Source organism: Flavobacterium sp. (assembly GCF_035456225.1).
Lineage (GTDB): Bacteria > Bacteroidota > Bacteroidia > Flavobacteriales > Flavobacteriaceae > Flavobacterium.
The window spans coordinates 1-17,283 of the sequence record NZ_DATIDM010000084.1 but is presented as its reverse complement, the minus strand read 5'-3'; the positions used below and the strand labels follow the sequence as shown (position 1 = coordinate 17,283).

Below are 17,283 nucleotides of genomic sequence, written 5' to 3'. Positions count from 1 at the left end.
AAAAAAGAAGCCACAAATTCACGAATATCTTTTACCTTTTAATTCAGTAAAAATTCGTGAATTCGTGGCATAATAGCCTTTTAATATATTACTCTAAAACTTCACTGTCAAGTTGTAAACTGTTCAGGAAAACAATAGATTTTTCAATGTCATAATGTAAAATTCTGTCTTCTCCAACCAACGGAACATCTTCACGGTATGATTTTACAAAACTCTCTAAAAATTCACTTGATTTTAAAGGTCTTCTAAATTCAATTGCTTGAGAAGCGTTCATCAATTCGATAGCTAAAATACGTTCAAGATTTTCAATAATCTTCAAACACTTTGTAGCGGCATTGGCTCCCATGCTCACATGATCTTCCTGTCCGTTTGAAGAAACGATACTGTCAATACTTGCCGGAGTAGCCAATTGTTTGTTCTGACTAACAATACTGGCAGCAGTGTATTGCGGAATCATGAAACCGGAATTCAGTCCGGGATTGCTTACCAGGAATGCAGGTAATCCTCTTAATCCTGAAATTAGCTGATATGTTCTTCTTTCTGATATATTTCCGATTTCAGCTAAAGCGATACCTAAAAAGTCTAAAGCCAAAGCTAAAGGCTGTCCGTGGAAATTCCCACCCGAAATAATCAAATCCTCATCCGCGAAAATATTTGGATTATCGGTAACCGAATTGATTTCCGTTTTGAACACTTTTTTCACATAATCGATAGCATCTTTTGAAGCGCCGTGAACTTGAGGAATACAACGGAAAGAATATGGATCCTGTACGTGTTCTTTCGGCTGGGCAATAATTTCACTGTCTTCCAACAATTCCTGGAAACGTCTTGCGGTATTGATCTGACCTTTATGCGGACGAACGATGTGGATCAATTCATTGAAAGGCTCGATTCTTCCATCAAAACCTTCAAGGGAAACCGCACCGATTACATCTGCCAAATAGGTTAATTTCATGGATTTCAAAAGAATGTAGCAGCCGTATGAACTCATAAATTGTGTTCCGTTCAATAATGCCAAACCTTCTTTCGACTGCAATTCGATTGGTTTCCAGTTCATTTTCTCCAACACTTTCATGGCTGGCTGGCGGAAACCATCAAAATAAACCTCTCCCTCTCCAATCAATGGCAGGGATAAATGGGCTAAAGGAGCTAAATCTCCAGATGCTCCCAACGAACCTTGAGTATAAACTACCGGTAGAATATCATTATTGTAAAAATCGATCAAACGCTCAACGGTTTGCAACTGAACACCGGAATTTCCGTAGCTCAATGATTTGATTTTAAGCAACAACATGATTTTCACGATCTCGTGCGGCACTTCTTCTCCGGTTCCGCAAGCGTGTGATTTTACTAAATTCTCCTGAAGTTTAGTAAGGTTTTCATTTGAAATCTTAATGTTGCATAACGATCCGAAACCGGTATTGATTCCGTAAATCGGTTCGCTGTGCGATTGCATTTTGTTATCTAGATAAGCACGGCATTTTTCAATGTTAATACGCGCCTCTTCAGATAGTTCCAAGGTTTTATTTTGAGAAATAATTTCCTGAAGTAATTCCAAAGAAAAAACATCGGAACTTATATAATGTACTGTATCCATTTTCACGGTTGTTTTAAGGCGTCAAAATTCAGCAAAATGCGTTTAAAATGCAAGATTTATTATTAGTATTTCATTATGAAAATTTATGGGATACTATTCTTATATTTGGGCAACAAAAACTAGTAAACATGAAACACACACTTTACCTCCTATTGGTTGTCTTTCTCGCTTCTTTTACGACACCAAAGGAAACCATTACCGTTTCCGGGAAAATTACCAATACAGAAGACGGAAAACTAAAGATTAAAGGAGAATCTTTTGAAAAAGAAATCACTCTAAAAGCTGATGGTTCGTTTTCTGAAACCTTGCAGATTGATTACAACGGGACTTATAATTTTGGTACCAAAGCGAATCGTTCTTCTTTGTATTTAGCTAAAGGAACAGCACTTGTTATCAATTTTGATGACAAAAACTTCCCTACAACTTTAAAATTTTCAGGGAAAGGAAGTGCTGAAAATCAATATTTAAATGATAAATCGGTTGCTGTTAACAAAATGATGGACAACGTTCAGGAGTTTTATGCTTTAGACGAAACTGCTTTCCTTGCTAAATTGAAAGAGGTAAAAACGGCTATGACGGATTTATTGAACAAATCAAAAATCACTGATGCCGCATTCAAGAAAAATGAAATGAAAAGCATTGGTTATTTCGAGCAGCTGCAAATCCTGAATTACCCTACTTACCACGCACATTATGCTAAAATTGAGGGTTTTACGCCATCGGCTACTTTCCCAAAATTTGATGATAAAATCGATTTGGATAATCAGGAAGACTTCTTGTTTTCATCATCTTATAAACAGATTGTTGCGACAAAATTCAACAACGCCTTATATGCACAAATGGGTGAAAATGATGAATACACATACAAATTAGCATTACCTGAAATCAAAAAAGTAAAAAGCCCGGCTATCAAAAATGCGCATATTCAAAATCTAGCTTATGAAGTAAGTGCCGGAAATCCTGAAGCTGCTATGCTTTATAAAGAATTAATGGCTGCGTCTTCTGATGAAAATTTCAAAAAAGACCTGACTGTAAAATTCGACAAAATCAAAACCTTAACTCCAGGAAATGTTTCTCCTAAATTTGACTATGAGAACTTTAAAGGTGGAAAAACATCTTTAGAAAGCTTAAAAGGAAAATATGTTTATATTGATGTTTGGGCAACATGGTGCGGACCTTGCCGTCGTGAAATTCCAAGCTTGCAAAAAGTGGAAGAACAATATCACGGTAAAAACATCGAGTTCGTAAGTCTTTCCATTGATACTAAAAAAGACTACGAAAAATGGAGAAAATTTGTAGAAGAAAAGAAACTCGGCGGTGTTCAGTTATTTGCTGACAATGACTGGAATTCGAAATTCGTACAGGATTATGCCATCGAAGGTATTCCAAGATTTATTTTGGTAGATCCGAATGGTAACATTGTTTCTGCAGATGCTCCTCGCCCATCCGATCCTAAATTGATTGCTAAATTTGAGGAATTAGGGATTAAATAATCTCATCAAAACACAAAAAGACAAACCCTTTCATGAACTTCTGAAAGGGTTTGTTTTTTTTAATATAAACTTAAAAAAGCTTTTCCGAGATTATTAATACAATCAGAAGCAATAAACGAATGATACCCTGTTTCGGAAACACCAATATTGGCTGTTAATCCGTGAAGATAAACCCCCAGGACAGCTGCATCAACAGGCGCATACCCTTGTGAAAGCAAACCTGCTAAGATTCCGCTTAAAACATCACCGCTTCCGGCTGTAGCCAAAGCTTGGTTTCCGGTAGTATTTTCAAAAACAGCATCCATATAAACTATATAGGTTGGCGCTCCTTTAACAACAATGATAACATCAAATTTCTTCGAAAAATCCTTTACTTTTCGTAACATCTCCTCATGAGAATCCCAAACACCTATCAAACGTTCCAGTTCTTTAGCATGAGGCGTTAAAATCGCATGTTTGTGCAACAATTCAAACCATTCTTTATTTTGGGAAAGAATATTCAGAGCATCCGCATCAACAACCATCGGAATTGCCGACATTTTTAAAAAATGAAACAATGCGTGTTGTGTATCCGAATGATGCCCCATTCCCATTCCGATAGCAGCAGCATCAACTTTTATCTTATATCCGATGGCAGTGATATGATCCGTGTAATCATCCGTTATGACCATTGCTTCCGGAACTCCTGTCTGTAAAATTTCGTATCCGCATTTGGGGATATAGGCCGTAACCAAACCTGCACCCGACTTAAGACAAGCTTTTGAAGAAAGGCAAACTGAACCCATTTTACCATAACTGCCTCCCACTATCAGCGTATGTCCCTGGATACCTTTATGGGCGTCACCAGCTATCGATCTAAATCGTTTCTGTGCTTCGAATCTGTCAATTAAAGTATAATTTTCCATACCTTAAATTTACGAAATTATGTCTGATTAATGGTTTTGCCACTCCGTAAAAAATCAATACCTTAGCGTCCGTAAATAAACAATCAACACAAGATGAAAAATACAGCATTAACGCACGTTCACGAAGGTTTAGGAGCAAAAATGGTTCCGTTTGCAGGTTACAACATGCCTGTTCAGTATGAAGGAGTTAACATAGAACACGAAACTGTTCGTAACGGCGTAGGTGTTTTTGACGTATCTCACATGGGGGAATTCTTTTTGAAAGGCGAAAACGCTTTGGCTTTGATTCAGAAAGTAACTTCAAATGACGCATCAAAATTAGTAGACGGAAAAGCACAATATTCTTGCTTACCAAACAATGAAGGCGGAATTGTTGACGATTTAATCGTTTATAAAGTAGCAGATAATCATTATATGTTAGTGGTAAATGCTTCCAATATCGAAAAAGACTGGAACTGGATTTCTTCACACAATGATTTGGGTGTGGATATGCAAAACCTTTCAGATAACTACTCTTTGTTGGCTATTCAAGGTCCGAAAGCTGCTGAAGCAATGCAGTCATTAACTTCTATCGATTTGATCAACATGCCATACTACTCTTTCCAGATTGGAGAATTTGCCGGCATGAAAGACGTAATTGTTTCTGCGACAGGATACACAGGTTCAGGAGGATTTGAAATCTATTTCAAAAATGAAGATGCTGAAATGATCTGGAACAAAGTTTTTGAAGCAGGTGCCGCATTCGGAATCAAACCAATCGGATTGGCTGCCCGTGATACTTTACGTTTGGAAATGGGCTTCTGTTTATACGGAAATGACATCAACGACACAACTTCTCCTTTGGAAGCCGGTTTAGGGTGGATCACAAAATTCGATAAAGAATTTACCAATTCAGTTAACCTGAAAAACCAAAAAGAGAACGGTGTTTCCAGAAAATTAGTTGCTTTTGAAATGACTGAGCGTGCCATTCCACGTCATGATTACGAAATAGTGGACGGAAGCGGAAACGTCATTGGAGTAGTAACTTCAGGAACTATGTCGCCATCAATGAACAAAGGTATCGGATTAGGTTATGTACCAACATCTTTATCGACTGTTGACAGCGAAATTTTCATCAGAATCAGAAAAAATGATGTTCCTGCGAAAGTGGTAAAATTGCCTTTCTACAAAAAATAAGAAAGATTATTATAAAAACAAAAAGCCGATTTTACAATCGGCTTTTTTTATTTCAATGTTTCAAATTACAGTCGAATAACACAGCCTAAATTAAAAGAACTGTAAACATTCCCAAATTTAATATCGGCCCCTTCTTTAGTCACACCTGTCAATCCACCCATTCCCTGATAATCGATTAAAATCCCGATATTCTCCTTAATTTCAAATTTGTAGCCCACCCCAAAATTAAATCCAAGCTGAAAAGAACTTAATTGCTTTTTAATATCTCTATCGTTAGATTTTGCTGAAAGCAAAAATCCCAGACTTGGTCCGAAATTCAAATTCCATTTTCTGGTTTTCCCAAAATGCCAGTTTGCATTAGCCGGTAAAGTCAAATAATCTAATTTATCTTTTGTCATCTCACCCCCAAGCGGAGTTAAATCATACTCGCTTCCCATTCTTTGGAATAATAAACCAGAGCGTAAACTCCAACGGTTATTGAAGTAATAATCACCATTTACCCCAAAATTAACAGAAGAAATAGGATCAGGATCATTTGAAAGTTTATCATTCGTATAATAAAAATAATTTGAGGCGGCAGAACCAACAATCGGAGCAACTTCAATGGCACCTTTTTCCCTTTGTTGAGAAAATCCAAAAAAGCCGCATAACACCAAACCCAAGCAAATAATTTTTTTCATATTTAAAGTTTTTAAATCCAGTAAAATTTACTAAAAATTCTGATACTAAAAAAGATTAAAACATTGCTTTAAAAGTTTTGTCGATTTCTTATTTTTGCAATCTCAAATAAATTCATTAGAAATGGGAAGAGCGTTTGAATTCAGAAAAGCACGTAAAATGAAACGTTGGTCGGCAATGGCTAAAACGTTTACGCGAATTGGAAAAGATATAGTAATGGCTGTTAAGGAAGGTGGGCCAAATCCGGAAACCAACTCTCGTTTAAGAGCTGTTATACAAAATGCAAAGGCAGCAAACATGCCTAAAGACAATGTAGAGAGAGCAATTAAAAAAGCATCTGATAAAGATACCGCCAATTTTAAGGAGGTTTTATTCGAAGGCTATGCACCTCACGGAATTGCCATTCTGATTGAAACTGCTACGGACAACAACAACAGAACCGTTGCCAACATCAGAAGTTACTTCAACAAATGTAACGGAACTATGGGAACACAAGGTTCTGTAGAATTTATGTTTGACCACACCTGTAACTTCCGTATCCCTTCTGAAGGACAAGATGTGGAAGAACTGGAATTGGAAATGATCGATTTTGGCGTGGAAGAAATTTTCGCAGACGAAGACGGCATATTAATGTATGCTCCTTTTGAAAGTTTTGGTGCTATCCAGAAAGAACTGGAAAACAGAAACATTGAAATCTTATCATCCGGTTTTGAACGCATTCCTCAAATCACAAAAGAATTAACACCAGATCAAGTTGCCGATGTTGAGAAATTATTGGAAAAGATCGAAGAAGATGATGACGTAATGAACGTTTATCACACTATGCAGGAATAATTTTCAGAATTCTTAGATTTTATAATAAAAAACTCCGAAATAAATTTCGGAGTTTTTTGTTTATTCCAAATAGCTGATCGTATTATTTCCCAACATATTCAGCTGCATTCATTGCAAAATTTTTCCATTTATCACTGTACCGAAAAGGCACCTGAACCCACTCTTTCATTGCCCTTCCTTTTCCAGAGGGATCGAAAAGCTGTGCTCCTTCAAGGCTTAAGGCTTGACTATGGAAATCTCCATTAAGCTTAAAAACCATTTCATTCTGAAAAAAGCAGACAAATGCTTTTCCGTTTATTTTGAAGCACGGTTTACCAAACATTTGGCTTTTTTCGGCTCCTTCAATTTGACTACCAATGGCAACATAAAAAGCTTCTTCTTCCATCGTACGATGTATTTCATAAAAAAACTCCGCTAAATGCAGAGTCTTTTATCTATTTACTTTATTCTATTTTCTAAACAGATTATTTAATGAATTCAATTTTTTGAACTTCTTCAGCGTTAATGCTGTCAAAGAACCCTTGCTCGTTCATCCACTCATCACTGAATACTTTGCTCATATAACGAGAACCATGATCAGGGAAAATAACAACTACATTACTGTTCTCGTCAAATTCTCCTTCTTCAGCAAATTGCTTTACAGCCTGCATTGCTGCTCCTGAAGTATATCCTACGAACAAGCCTTCTTTTTTAGCTATTTCTCGGGCAGTATGAGCACTTTCCTCATCGGTAACTTTTGTAAATTTATCGATAGCATCAAAATCGGTTGCTGTCGGGATTAAATTTTTCCCTAAACCTTCTATTCTGTAAGGATAAATTTCTTCGTTATCAAACTCTCTGGTTTCGTGGTATTTTTTCAAAACGGAACCAAAAGCATCTACACCGAATATTTTAATGTTTGGATTCTTTTCTTTTAAGAAACGAGCTGTACCGGAAATTGTTCCTCCAGTACCGCTGCAGGCAATTAAATGGGTAATTTTTCCATTTGTCTGCTCCCAGATTTCAGGTCCTGTAGAGTTGTAATGCGCATCAACATTTAAATCATTAAAATATTGGTTGATGTATACCGAACCTTTAGTTTCTTCATGTAAACGTTTTGCGACGTTATAATAAGAGCGGGGATCATCGGCAGAAACATGAGCAGGGCAAACATAAACTTTAGCTCCCATTGCTCTCAGCATGTCAATTTTATCTTTGGAAGATTTTGAGCTAACAGCTAAAACACAATTGTATCCCTTAATGATACTTACCATTGCAATACTAAAGCCAGTATTACCGGAAGTCGTTTCAATTATGGTGTCACCAGGTTTTAATATCCCTCTCTTTTCCGCTTCCTCTATTATATAAAGAGCAATTCTGTCTTTTGTTGAATGACCCGGATTAAAGGCTTCCACTTTCGCGTAAAAGGTACCTTTTAATCCTCCTGTGATCGTATTAAGCCTTATCAGGGGTGTATTTCCTATTAATTCTAATACGTTATTATAGGCTTTTATTTCTTCTTTCATAAAAAATAAATTACTCAATGTGTGAATTTAATCATTTTTTGAAATATTCACAACCTTGCAAATGTATAAAAAATTCTTTATCTACTTTTTAATTCCTTCCAAATCTAATAAAAAAGTGTACTCTTTTGTAACTTCTTTAATCGCTTCAAATCGTCCTGAAGCTCCACCATGTCCCGTATCCATGTTGGTATCTAAAAACAACTGACTGTCTCCCAGCTTCATAACCCTCAATTTAGCCACCCATTTTGCCGGCTCCCAATATTGCACTTGAGAATCATGTAAACCGGTTGTCACTAACATATTTGGATATTTTTGCTGCTTAACATTATCGTAAGGCGAATAAGACAACATATAATCATAGTATTTTTTTTCATTCGGGTTCCCCCATTCGTCATATTCTCCTGTTGTAAGGGGAATAGTATCATCTAACATAGTAGTGATAACATCTACGAAAGGAACCTGGGCGATAACTCCATTATACAGCTCCGGAGCTTCATTAATTATGGCTCCCATCAATAATCCTCCGGCCGAACCGCCTTCTGCATACAAATGCTTTTCTGATGTGTATTTCTGCTCGATTACGTATCGGGAACAATCGATAAAATCTGTAAACGTATTTTTCTTTTTAAGCAATTTTCCATTTTCATACCATTCACGTCCTAAATCTTCCCCACCTCTGATGTGTGCAATGGCATAAATAAAACCTCTGTCCAATAAACTCAAGCGGATGGATGAGAAATACGGATCCATAGAAGAACCATAAGAACCATAAGCATACAAAAGAAACGGATTACTTCCATCTTTCTTTATTCCATTGCGATGCACTAAAGAAATAGGCACTTTGGTTCCGTCCTTTGCGGTTGCCCAAATTCGTTCCTCGGTATAATTGTTTTTATCAAATTTCCCACCAAGGACTTCCTGCTCTTTTTTGATTGTCTTTTCCTTGGTACGCATGTTAAAATCTATAACCGAAGGAGGCGTAGCCATGGACTGATAGCTATAGCGTAAAATTTCAGTATCAAAATCGACATTGGTAGTTGTATAAGCCGTATAAGTTTCTATCTCGAAAGGCAAATAATATTCCCCTTCTCCGTTCGAAGGCATGATCCTGATTTTATTTAGGCCATTGTTTCGCTCTTCCACAACCAGATAGTCCCTGAAAATATCAATACCTTCCAGCAAAGTATCTTCACGATGCGGAATCAAATCTACCCAATTCTCTTTTGAAGTAGCATTTTCAGGCGTTTTCATCAATTTGAAATTAGTCGCCTTATCTTTATTGGTCAAAATATAAAAACTGTCTCCAAAATGCGAAATGGAATACTCCAATTCGCGGGTTCTTTTCTGGAACAGTTCAAATTTCCCATCCGGGTTATCAGCTCTTAAAATCTGATATTCCGAGGTAAGCGTACTTGAAGAACCGATTACAAGGTATTTTTTGGATTTCTCTTTATAAATGAAAGTAGAAAACGTATCGTCTTTTTCATGAAAAACAACCTGATCGTCATTGGGTTCCGAACCTAATTTATGTTTATAGATTTTATCGGAACGCAAGGTTACCAAGTCCTTACGCGTGTAAAACAAAGTTTTATTATCTGCTGCCCAAGTAGAACCACCTGTCGTTTTTTCCAATTTTACAGGAAGAATTTCACTCGTTTCAAGATTTTTTATCTGAATCGTATATTCACGACGGGAAACTGTATCAACTCCAAATGCACACCATTTGTTATCTTCACTGACACTCATCCCACTCAACTGAAAATAAACAAATCCTTTTGCCATTTCATTGCAATCGAACATGATTTCCTCCTCTGCATCCAGACTTTCCTTTTTTCTGGAATAGATTGGGTAATCCTTGCCTTTTTCAAATCGGGTAATGTAGTAATAACCATTATAAAGGTACGGAACAGAACTGTCGTCTTCTTTGATTCTTGACTTCATTTCTTCAAACAAATCAGCCTGGAATTGCTTGGTATGCTCCGTCATTTTGTTGTAATACTCATTCTCTTTGTTGAGATAGTCTATTACTTCCGGATTTTCCCTTTCATTTAACCAATAATAATTGTCTGTACGAACGTGTCCGTGTTTTTCAATCTGGTGTGGCTTTACGGTTGCCAACGGTGCCGTTATTAATTCTACCATTTTAGGTTTATTATTTTGAGAAATTGCGGATGTAAAAGTAAAACAAACGCATCTCAAAAGAAATTCATTTTTAATTGTAAAGACGTAAATATCTCTTTGCAATTTAATAATTTTGCCATTCAATAATCATTAAATTTATTAACATGTTTGGAGATATCATGGGGATGATGGGTAAGCTAAAAGAAACCCAGCAAAAAATAGAGGAAACAAAAAAAAGATTAGACACTGTTTTAATTGACGAACAAAGCAATGACGGGCTTTTGAAAGTTACATTGACGGCTAACAGAAAGGTAAAATCGATATTAATTGATGACAGTTTATTAGAAGACAAAGAACAGTTGGAAGATTATTTGGTTTTAGTTATGAACAAAGCTATCGAAAAAGCAACCAATGTAAACGAAGCAGAATTGGGCGCTGTGGCCAAAGACGGCATGCCAAACATTCCGGGTCTGGATATGTTTAAATAAAACAAAGGTGGTTTTAAAACCACCTTTTATTTTATTATTTCTTTTTATTCGGTTTCGATTTATGTTTCAGCACTTTAGCTTCAATATAAAAAATCGTTTCTTCGGCCATATTTTTAGCCTGATCCCCCACTCTTTCCAGTTTTTGGATAATTGACAAGAGATACAATGCCTGCTCAATATTATCAGGCTGTTCCTTACAATATTTCGCGATGACACCGTTTGCCTTTTTTGTAATTTTATCCAGTGTTTCATCCTGTTTAAAAATCTTACGGGCTAATTTTGTGTCTTCTTTCTCAAAAGCTTCCAAAACATTGGACATCATAAAAATAGACACTTCAAACATCTCCTTTACATTTGCAGCCTCGAGAAGGCTTTTTTCAAAACCATCTTCTATATCCTTTACGAATTTTGCAATCTCTGCAGCAATATCACCCGTGCGTTCCAGATTCGTATTGATTTTTAATACAGCCAATACAAATCGTAAATCCATGGCAACCGGACTAAAAAGTGCGAAAACATTTTCACAGTTACGGTCCAGTTTCAATTCATAAGAATTAACTCTTTTTTCATTGGCAATTATTTCTCTCGCCAGATCATTATCCATTGAAAATAATGACTGCTGCGTTTTCTCCAATTGCAGGTTTACCAACAACCACAAATCAATTAATTCCTCTTTTAAATTCTGTATTTCGTCTTCTAATTGTGTCATACCGTATATTTTTAATTATAAACAAAAATCATCTGGCTTAAAATTAACCAAAACGACCTGTAATATAGTTTTGAGTTCTTTCTTTTTTGGGATTTGTAAACATGTTTTTCGTCTTATCATACTCAATCAGTTCTCCCATGTAGAAAAATGCCGTATTATCGCTTACACGTCCAGCTTGCTGCATATTATGAGTAACGATTACAATCGTATAATTATTTTTCAATTCATAAATAAGCTCTTCCACTTTGGTTGTTGAGATTGGATCCAAAGCAGATGTAGGTTCATCCATCAGTAATATCGAAGGCTGAATAGCAAGTGCACGGGCAATACACAATCTTTGCTGCTGTCCTCCCGACAATTCAAATGCCGACTTATGTAATTTGTCTTTTACTTCTTCCCAAAGCGCTACTTGTTTAATTGACGTAACTACTCTTTCTTCTATCACTTTCTTATCGGAAATACCATTCACTTTCAAACCGTAAGCGACATTTTCATAAATTGATTTAGGAAATGGGTTTGGCTTTTGAAACACCATTCCGACATTCTTTCTCAAATCATCAACATTGGTGTTTTTATCGTAAATATTATGACCGTCGATATAAATTTCACCGTTGAGATGTGTATTATCAATCAAATCATTCATTCGGTTCAGCAAACGCAAATACGTCGATTTTCCGCATCCGGATGGTCCAATTAATGCAGTAACCATATTTTCCTTCATCGATAACGAAATATCGTGTAAAGCCTGTGTTTCTCCGTAATAGAAATTTACGTTTTTAGATTCAATTTTATGCATGCTAATTCATTTTTACTTTTTTTCCGAAATATTTACGAAGCGCATTGGCCAGCAAATTGGAAAGTAATACAATTATAATTAAAATCAGAGCTGTTCCGTAAGCCATTGCTCTCGAGGCTTCAATATTTGTTCCACTTGTTGAAATTACATATAAGTGATATGGCAGTGCCATCGCCTGATCAAAAATCGATGTTGGCAACTTCGGCAGAAAATAAGCCGCGACAGTAAATAAAATAGGAGCTGTTTCTCCGGAAACCCTTCCTACCGATAAAATTAAACCGGTTAAGATGTTTGGAAAAGCAATTGGTAAAACAACCTCGCTTGTGGTTTGCCATTTTGAAGCGCCTAATGCCAGACTCGCATGTCTGAAAGTATCGTCTACAGCTTTCAAAGCTTCTTCTGTAGTTCTTATCACAACCGGCAAAACCAGTAATCCTAATGTTAAAGAACCAGCCAAAAGCGAATCGCCAAATTCCAGTTTATTTACAAATAATGCCATACCAAACAAACCAAAAACAATGGAAGGAACACCCGCAAGATTATTTGTCATTTGTTTAATAATACGTTTGGGCCAACCATCTTTTACGTATTCATTCATATAGACCGCTGCCAAAACGCCAACAGGAAACGCAAAAAGCATACTTCCCGCAACAAGGCAAAGTGTTCCTATTATGGCTGGGTAAATTCCTCCTTTTGTCATTCCGTCTTTTGGCATTCCAGTAATAAATTCCCAACTGATAACACTGAATCCTTTTATGACAATAAATGCCAAGATAACGAACAAAAGTGCTACTATTGAATAACTTATGAGCTGAAACAATCCGAAAGCTATATTCTGATTCCTTCTTTTTCGTTTTGCTAATCGATTTACTTTTTTCATTTCTTAATGCTTTTTATGTCCGTTTCTATGGGTAACCACCTCAACCAACATATTAATACAAAACGTAATCAGGAATAAGATACACCCTAATGCGAACAATGCTTTATAGTGCATTCCACCACTGGCTGCTTCACCAAGTTCTGCCGCAATTGTTGCAGGAATCGTACGCACAGGTGCAAGCAATGTATGCGGAATTACAGCTGCATTTCCGGTAACCATCAAAACCGCCATGGTTTCTCCGATAGCGCGACCAATCCCCAAGATTGCTCCTGCAGTAATCCCGGAAGCGGAATATGGGATGACAACTTTATAAATGGTCTGCCAGTGACTTGCCCCTAAAGCCAAACTAGCTTCTTTCATGGCACGCGGAGTGTTGTTCATGGCATCTTCTGAAATCGTGATAATCGTTGGTAACGCCATGATTGCCAATACGATACTACCCGCCAAACCTGTTTCACCAACCGGTAAATTAAAACAATCCTGAACCATCGGAACGATTACAACCAAACCAAAAAATCCGTAAACAACCGATGGGATTCCGGCCAACAATTCGATTAAAGGTTTAAGAATATTTCGGGTACGTTTTCTGGCGATTTCACTTAAGTAGATTGCCGCAGCCAAACCTATTGGTAAAGCTATTAATATAGCTCCAAAACTCACCCATAAAGTACCCAAAATCAGAGGCTTAACCCCCATTTGAGCAACCGGATGCGCAGTAGGAAACCATTCATTTCCGGATAAAAATTCTCTAACTTTTATTTTGTTGATATCAAGCGCTCGTCCGTGAAAATCTTTGGATTTGTATTTTTCTGAAAAGAAAGCGATTACCCCAGGTGTTTTGGATATATGCTCATCTATTTTCTCCGGAAAATGCTCGAAGTTTTCGCCTAATTCTTCTTCCGAATAAAACTCGGCAATATCTTCTGTACGGAACGGAACAATAGGCACATTCTTGCCCCCTAATTGTGACCAGTTCGTTATTTTTTTATCAAAAATATCCTTAATCTGAGCCGGTTCAAGTTTTTTAATTGTATTCGATGGATGTACCGCCAATAAAAATCCTTCCTCGATTGGTTTTTTATTAAAAACCCCAGCTCCTTCAATAAAGAGAAAAAACACTATCAAAATGATCGTAACACTTGTAGTAGCACTACTCAGCATCAGAATCTTTTCTATTATTGTTTCCTTTATTTGCTTAAAATTTGTTTTCAAAACTGTGTTTTTATTATCACCACAAAAGTATATGAGACCGCCTTTAAGTATGTATTTTCTGCATTAACCTTGTGTTAAGTTAGTGTTAAGCAGATACTTATAAATTTACTAATTTCTTTTTTCTTTACATAAAAAAAAGGCAACCTTAAACAGATTGCCCTTTTCTAAATATAAAAAACCTTTTCTTAATTTAGTGGAATATAACCTACTTCCGAAACCACTTTCTGGCCTTCAGGAGACAGTGCATAGTCAACAACAACTTTTACTTTTGCAGCATTTGCTTTGTCATACATATAGAACAAAGGTCTTGCAATTGGATAAGTTTTATCTTTGGCAGCTGCGATAGAAGGGGCAACAAATGTTTTTCCTTGGTCGTAAGAAACAGCAATATGTTTTACTTCTTTTGATTCGTATGCCAATCCAACATAACCGATAGCACCTTTAGTTTGTCCAACTGCCTGTACGATAGCTCCTGTTGCAGGCATACTTAAAACATCAGCCGCATAGTTCTTTTTCTCCATTACCTCTTCTTTGAAGAACTCATACGTTCCGGAAGAAGATTCTCTTGAGTAAGCTACGATTTTCTCATCAGCACCACCAACTTCTTTCCAGTTTTTAATTTCTCCGGTAAAGATTTTTTCAATTTGCTCACGGGTTAACTGACCAACTTTATTAGCCGGGTTAACAATTACCGCTAATGCGTCAAAGGCAATAGTAACTTTTTCAATTTCTTTTTTTCCTTCAGAAAATTTCAATTTCTCTTCCGTTTTTAAATCTCTGGAAGCCATTGCGATATCAGTTGTTCCTTCTAAAAGAGCCGTAATACCAACTCCGGTACCACCGCCAACTACAGTAACACTAACATCTTTGTTATTCTTCATCATTTCTTCCGATTCTTTTTGCGCTAAAGGCAAAACAGTATCACTACCTTTTATTGTTACGGAAGTTGTTGCTGTTGAAGCCGCTTCAGTAGCAGTTGCTCCTTCTTCGTTTTTTCCTTTACCACAGCTTAACATTCCAATTAAAGGCAACATTAAGAATAATGCTTTTTTAGTCATTTTGTCTAGTTTTTAAATTTGATACAAATGTATTTGAGTAGTATTAACTTATCGTTAACTCAATATTACTGTATCATTATTTATCAAAATACTGAACTACAATTTAACGATTAATTTCAGACAGCACAACATTTTAAAAACAAAAAAAGCGCAACAAATTTCTTCGCTGCGCATTTCTCAGTTAATCATGAAAATTATTTATTTTCCTCTATCGATTTCTTTTTAAACATCTTTGTAAAATCGAGGTTGTATGTTAATGCCAACTGGTACGTATGGTTATTTTCTTTATGAACCCCATCTCCTTTTTCGATGAACTGATTCATATAACCTGTCTGAATATTGAAATCTTTATTGAATCTCCAACCCAAAGCAAGGTACAAACGGTTCTGGTCGAAAATATTAGCTGTGGTATGTTTTCCGAAGTTTGCAAAAATCTCATCGGAAGCAACAAGGAAAAGCGTATTATCTTTCATCTCCGGATTAGACAATGGCACCTGAACTCTGAAACGGTAACGGGCTCTCTGCCTGAATCTCCAGTCTTCCGCACCTGGATTAGCAGCAAGGTAAGCATCTGAAGGTCTTGTATAATCAACACCATTCTCTTTAACTAAGTTAGCAATCCATCTTTGCTCCAAACGGAAACGGCTGTCATAATGAAAACGGCCAACATGTTCGTGGTTAATTACGAATTGCTGCCAGATTCGCTGTTCGTTAAATTTAAACTGGTTGTATTTTGGAGTTGGTGTTTCTTTGGCCAGTTCACCGTATTCAAATGTTTCCACATAAGACCAACCGGCAGTAACCATATAAGTCTTGTTGATTTTATAATCCAAACCTAAACGAACCTGATTTTGCATCGGATCTGAAAACCCTTCGCTTCTTCTCCATTGGAATTCTGTATGAAGTCCCCATTTCTCTGAAAGTTTGTGATTTCCCGTGTAAAAAACCCAGGCATTGTACTGATCCACTTTAGGATCAAAAGTTTGGGCAAATGCCGCATCAGAAAAAGATAAAATTGTTAAAAATACAATGATAAAAATTCTTTTCATTTCGTGTTGTGTTAAGTTTCGGCAAAACTAATGTTATTTCAATTTCCAAATATTAAGTTAATGTTACCATTCTGAAAACTTAATGTAACTATTATATTTCCATAATATTACTACTTTTGCGGCACATACACAATATTATATCTGATTGCCATTCCGTTAAAAACCGAAGTTAATAAATAATGAATCCGTCTGAAATCCCATCTCCAAGTTGTTTTCTATCCTTTAAAACAGCGATAGATTCGTATTCATTACCGGAACGGTTCACTTTTCCGTTTTATTATGAACCGCATCCGTTGAGCATTTTAGCTGCCAGGGAATTACAGGATTATATTCAAAATCAAACGGATTGGAAACACAACTTCGGATTGGATGAAAATCAGGGGGGATTGGTTATCGGCAAAATGTTTGGTGTGATGGTCGTCCGAAACCAGCAAAATGAAATCGGTTACATAGCGGCTTTTTCAGGAAAACTGGCTGATAAAAACAATCATCCTTTATTTGTTCCTCCCATTTACGACATGCTTGAAGAGGACAGTTTCTTTATCAATGGGATGAAAGAACTTAATCAGATCAATGAGCGAATTGAAATACTGGAAAGCAACCCGGATTACATTTCACTTACCGATGAACTTCAAATAGAAACAACCTCGGCCGAGCGCAAAATAGAAGAGCAGAAAGTAAAAATGAGTGAGGCCAAAAAAGCCCGCAAACTGCTCCGAAAAAAAGCCCAGGAAGAAAACATGGATGCCGAATCTCTGGAAACTTACATGAATGAATTAGTT

16 protein-coding genes and 1 pseudogene are annotated in these 17,283 nt (G+C 36.5%); 5 read left to right on the top strand and 12 right to left on the bottom strand.

What is annotated here, in order from left to right:
* Positions 1-88 precede the first annotated feature (88 nt).
* Positions 89-1,597: a histidine ammonia-lyase gene (hutH, locus tag VLB74_RS04835; protein ID WP_325202330.1), complete on the bottom strand. Its 1,509-nt coding sequence runs from the start codon at positions 1,595-1,597 to the stop codon at positions 89-91.
* 128 nt (positions 1,598-1,725) lie between these two features.
* Here hutH and VLB74_RS04830 point away from each other — a divergent pair, with 128 nt between their 5' ends.
* Entirely contained in the window at positions 1,726-3,090 is a 1,365-nt protein-coding gene (locus VLB74_RS04830; protein ID WP_325202329.1) for a TlpA family protein disulfide reductase, read from the top strand.
* A 59-nt stretch (positions 3,091-3,149) separates the two neighbouring features.
* Here VLB74_RS04830 and VLB74_RS04825 read toward each other — a convergent pair whose 3' ends face one another.
* Positions 3,150-3,995 (bottom strand): NAD(P)H-hydrate dehydratase, encoded by an 846-nt coding sequence (locus tag VLB74_RS04825; protein ID WP_325202328.1) that lies wholly within the window; start codon positions 3,993-3,995, stop codon positions 3,150-3,152.
* 93 nt (positions 3,996-4,088) lie between these two features.
* Here VLB74_RS04825 and gcvT point away from each other — a divergent pair, with 93 nt between their 5' ends.
* Positions 4,089-5,171, top strand: a complete 1,083-nt coding sequence (gcvT, locus tag VLB74_RS04820) for a glycine cleavage system aminomethyltransferase GcvT (protein ID WP_325202327.1) — start codon at positions 4,089-4,091, stop codon at positions 5,169-5,171.
* Positions 5,172-5,236: 65 nt separating this feature from the next.
* On the opposite strand, the gene VLB74_RS04815 is transcribed toward gcvT, so the two are convergent.
* On the bottom strand, positions 5,237-5,851 hold the full coding sequence (locus tag VLB74_RS04815; protein WP_325202326.1) for a porin family protein: 615 nt from the start codon (positions 5,849-5,851) through the stop codon (positions 5,237-5,239).
* 121 nt (positions 5,852-5,972) lie between these two features.
* Here VLB74_RS04815 and VLB74_RS04810 point away from each other — a divergent pair, with 121 nt between their 5' ends.
* Positions 5,973-6,683, top strand: a complete 711-nt coding sequence (locus VLB74_RS04810) for a YebC/PmpR family DNA-binding transcriptional regulator (protein ID WP_325202325.1) — start codon at positions 5,973-5,975, stop codon at positions 6,681-6,683.
* 82 nt (positions 6,684-6,765) lie between these two features.
* Here the strand turns inward: VLB74_RS04810 and VLB74_RS04805 are convergent, their stop codons facing one another.
* From VLB74_RS04805 to VLB74_RS04795, 3 genes are all read right to left on the bottom strand, one after another.
* The gene (locus tag VLB74_RS04805) at positions 6,766-7,068 is read right to left on the bottom strand and encodes a hypothetical protein (protein WP_325202324.1); all 303 of its coding nucleotides are present in this window, start codon (positions 7,066-7,068) and stop codon (positions 6,766-6,768) included.
* A gap of 79 nt (positions 7,069-7,147) precedes the next feature.
* Complete coding sequence (locus VLB74_RS04800; RefSeq protein WP_325202323.1) at positions 7,148-8,188, bottom strand: cysteate synthase; 1,041 nt, start codon at positions 8,186-8,188, stop codon at positions 7,148-7,150.
* A gap of 81 nt (positions 8,189-8,269) precedes the next feature.
* Positions 8,270-10,330 (bottom strand): S9 family peptidase, encoded by a 2,061-nt coding sequence (locus VLB74_RS04795; protein ID WP_325202322.1) that lies wholly within the window; start codon positions 10,328-10,330, stop codon positions 8,270-8,272.
* A gap of 143 nt (positions 10,331-10,473) precedes the next feature.
* Between VLB74_RS04795 and VLB74_RS04790 the strand changes: the two genes are divergently transcribed.
* A complete protein-coding gene (locus VLB74_RS04790) occupies positions 10,474-10,797 on the top strand; it encodes a YbaB/EbfC family nucleoid-associated protein (protein ID WP_325202321.1) in 324 nt (107 codons plus the stop codon).
* A gap of 34 nt (positions 10,798-10,831) precedes the next feature.
* Here VLB74_RS04790 and phoU read toward each other — a convergent pair whose 3' ends face one another.
* The 6 genes from phoU to VLB74_RS04760 all read right to left on the bottom strand — a co-directional run bounded on the left by phoU (position 10,832) and on the right by VLB74_RS04760 (position 16,501).
* Positions 10,832-11,506 (bottom strand): phosphate signaling complex protein PhoU, encoded by a 675-nt coding sequence (phoU, locus tag VLB74_RS04785; protein WP_325202320.1) that lies wholly within the window; start codon positions 11,504-11,506, stop codon positions 10,832-10,834.
* A 43-nt stretch (positions 11,507-11,549) separates the two neighbouring features.
* The gene (pstB, locus tag VLB74_RS04780; RefSeq protein ID WP_325202319.1) at positions 11,550-12,302 is read right to left on the bottom strand and encodes a phosphate ABC transporter ATP-binding protein PstB; all 753 of its coding nucleotides are present in this window, start codon (positions 12,300-12,302) and stop codon (positions 11,550-11,552) included.
* Position 12,303: 1 nt separating this feature from the next.
* A complete protein-coding gene (gene pstA / locus VLB74_RS04775) occupies positions 12,304-13,182 on the bottom strand; it encodes a phosphate ABC transporter permease PstA (RefSeq protein WP_325202318.1) in 879 nt (292 codons plus the stop codon).
* 3 nt (positions 13,183-13,185) lie between these two features.
* Positions 13,186-14,394 carry a phosphate ABC transporter permease subunit PstC gene (gene pstC / locus VLB74_RS04770; RefSeq protein WP_325202317.1) on the bottom strand — a complete coding sequence of 403 codons (1,209 nt, stop codon included), beginning with the start codon at positions 14,392-14,394 and terminating at the stop codon, positions 13,186-13,188.
* 185 nt (positions 14,395-14,579) lie between these two features.
* A complete protein-coding gene (locus VLB74_RS04765) occupies positions 14,580-15,452 on the bottom strand; it encodes a phosphate ABC transporter substrate-binding protein (RefSeq protein ID WP_325202316.1) in 873 nt (290 codons plus the stop codon).
* Between the two features lie 194 nt (positions 15,453-15,646).
* Positions 15,647-16,501: a DUF2490 domain-containing protein gene (locus VLB74_RS04760; protein WP_325202315.1), complete on the bottom strand. Its 855-nt coding sequence runs from the start codon at positions 16,499-16,501 to the stop codon at positions 15,647-15,649.
* Between the two features lie 179 nt (positions 16,502-16,680).
* Between VLB74_RS04760 and VLB74_RS04755 the strand changes: the two are divergent.
* A pseudogene (locus tag VLB74_RS04755) lies at positions 16,681-17,283 on the top strand (RNA pseudouridine synthase); the annotation flags it as partial.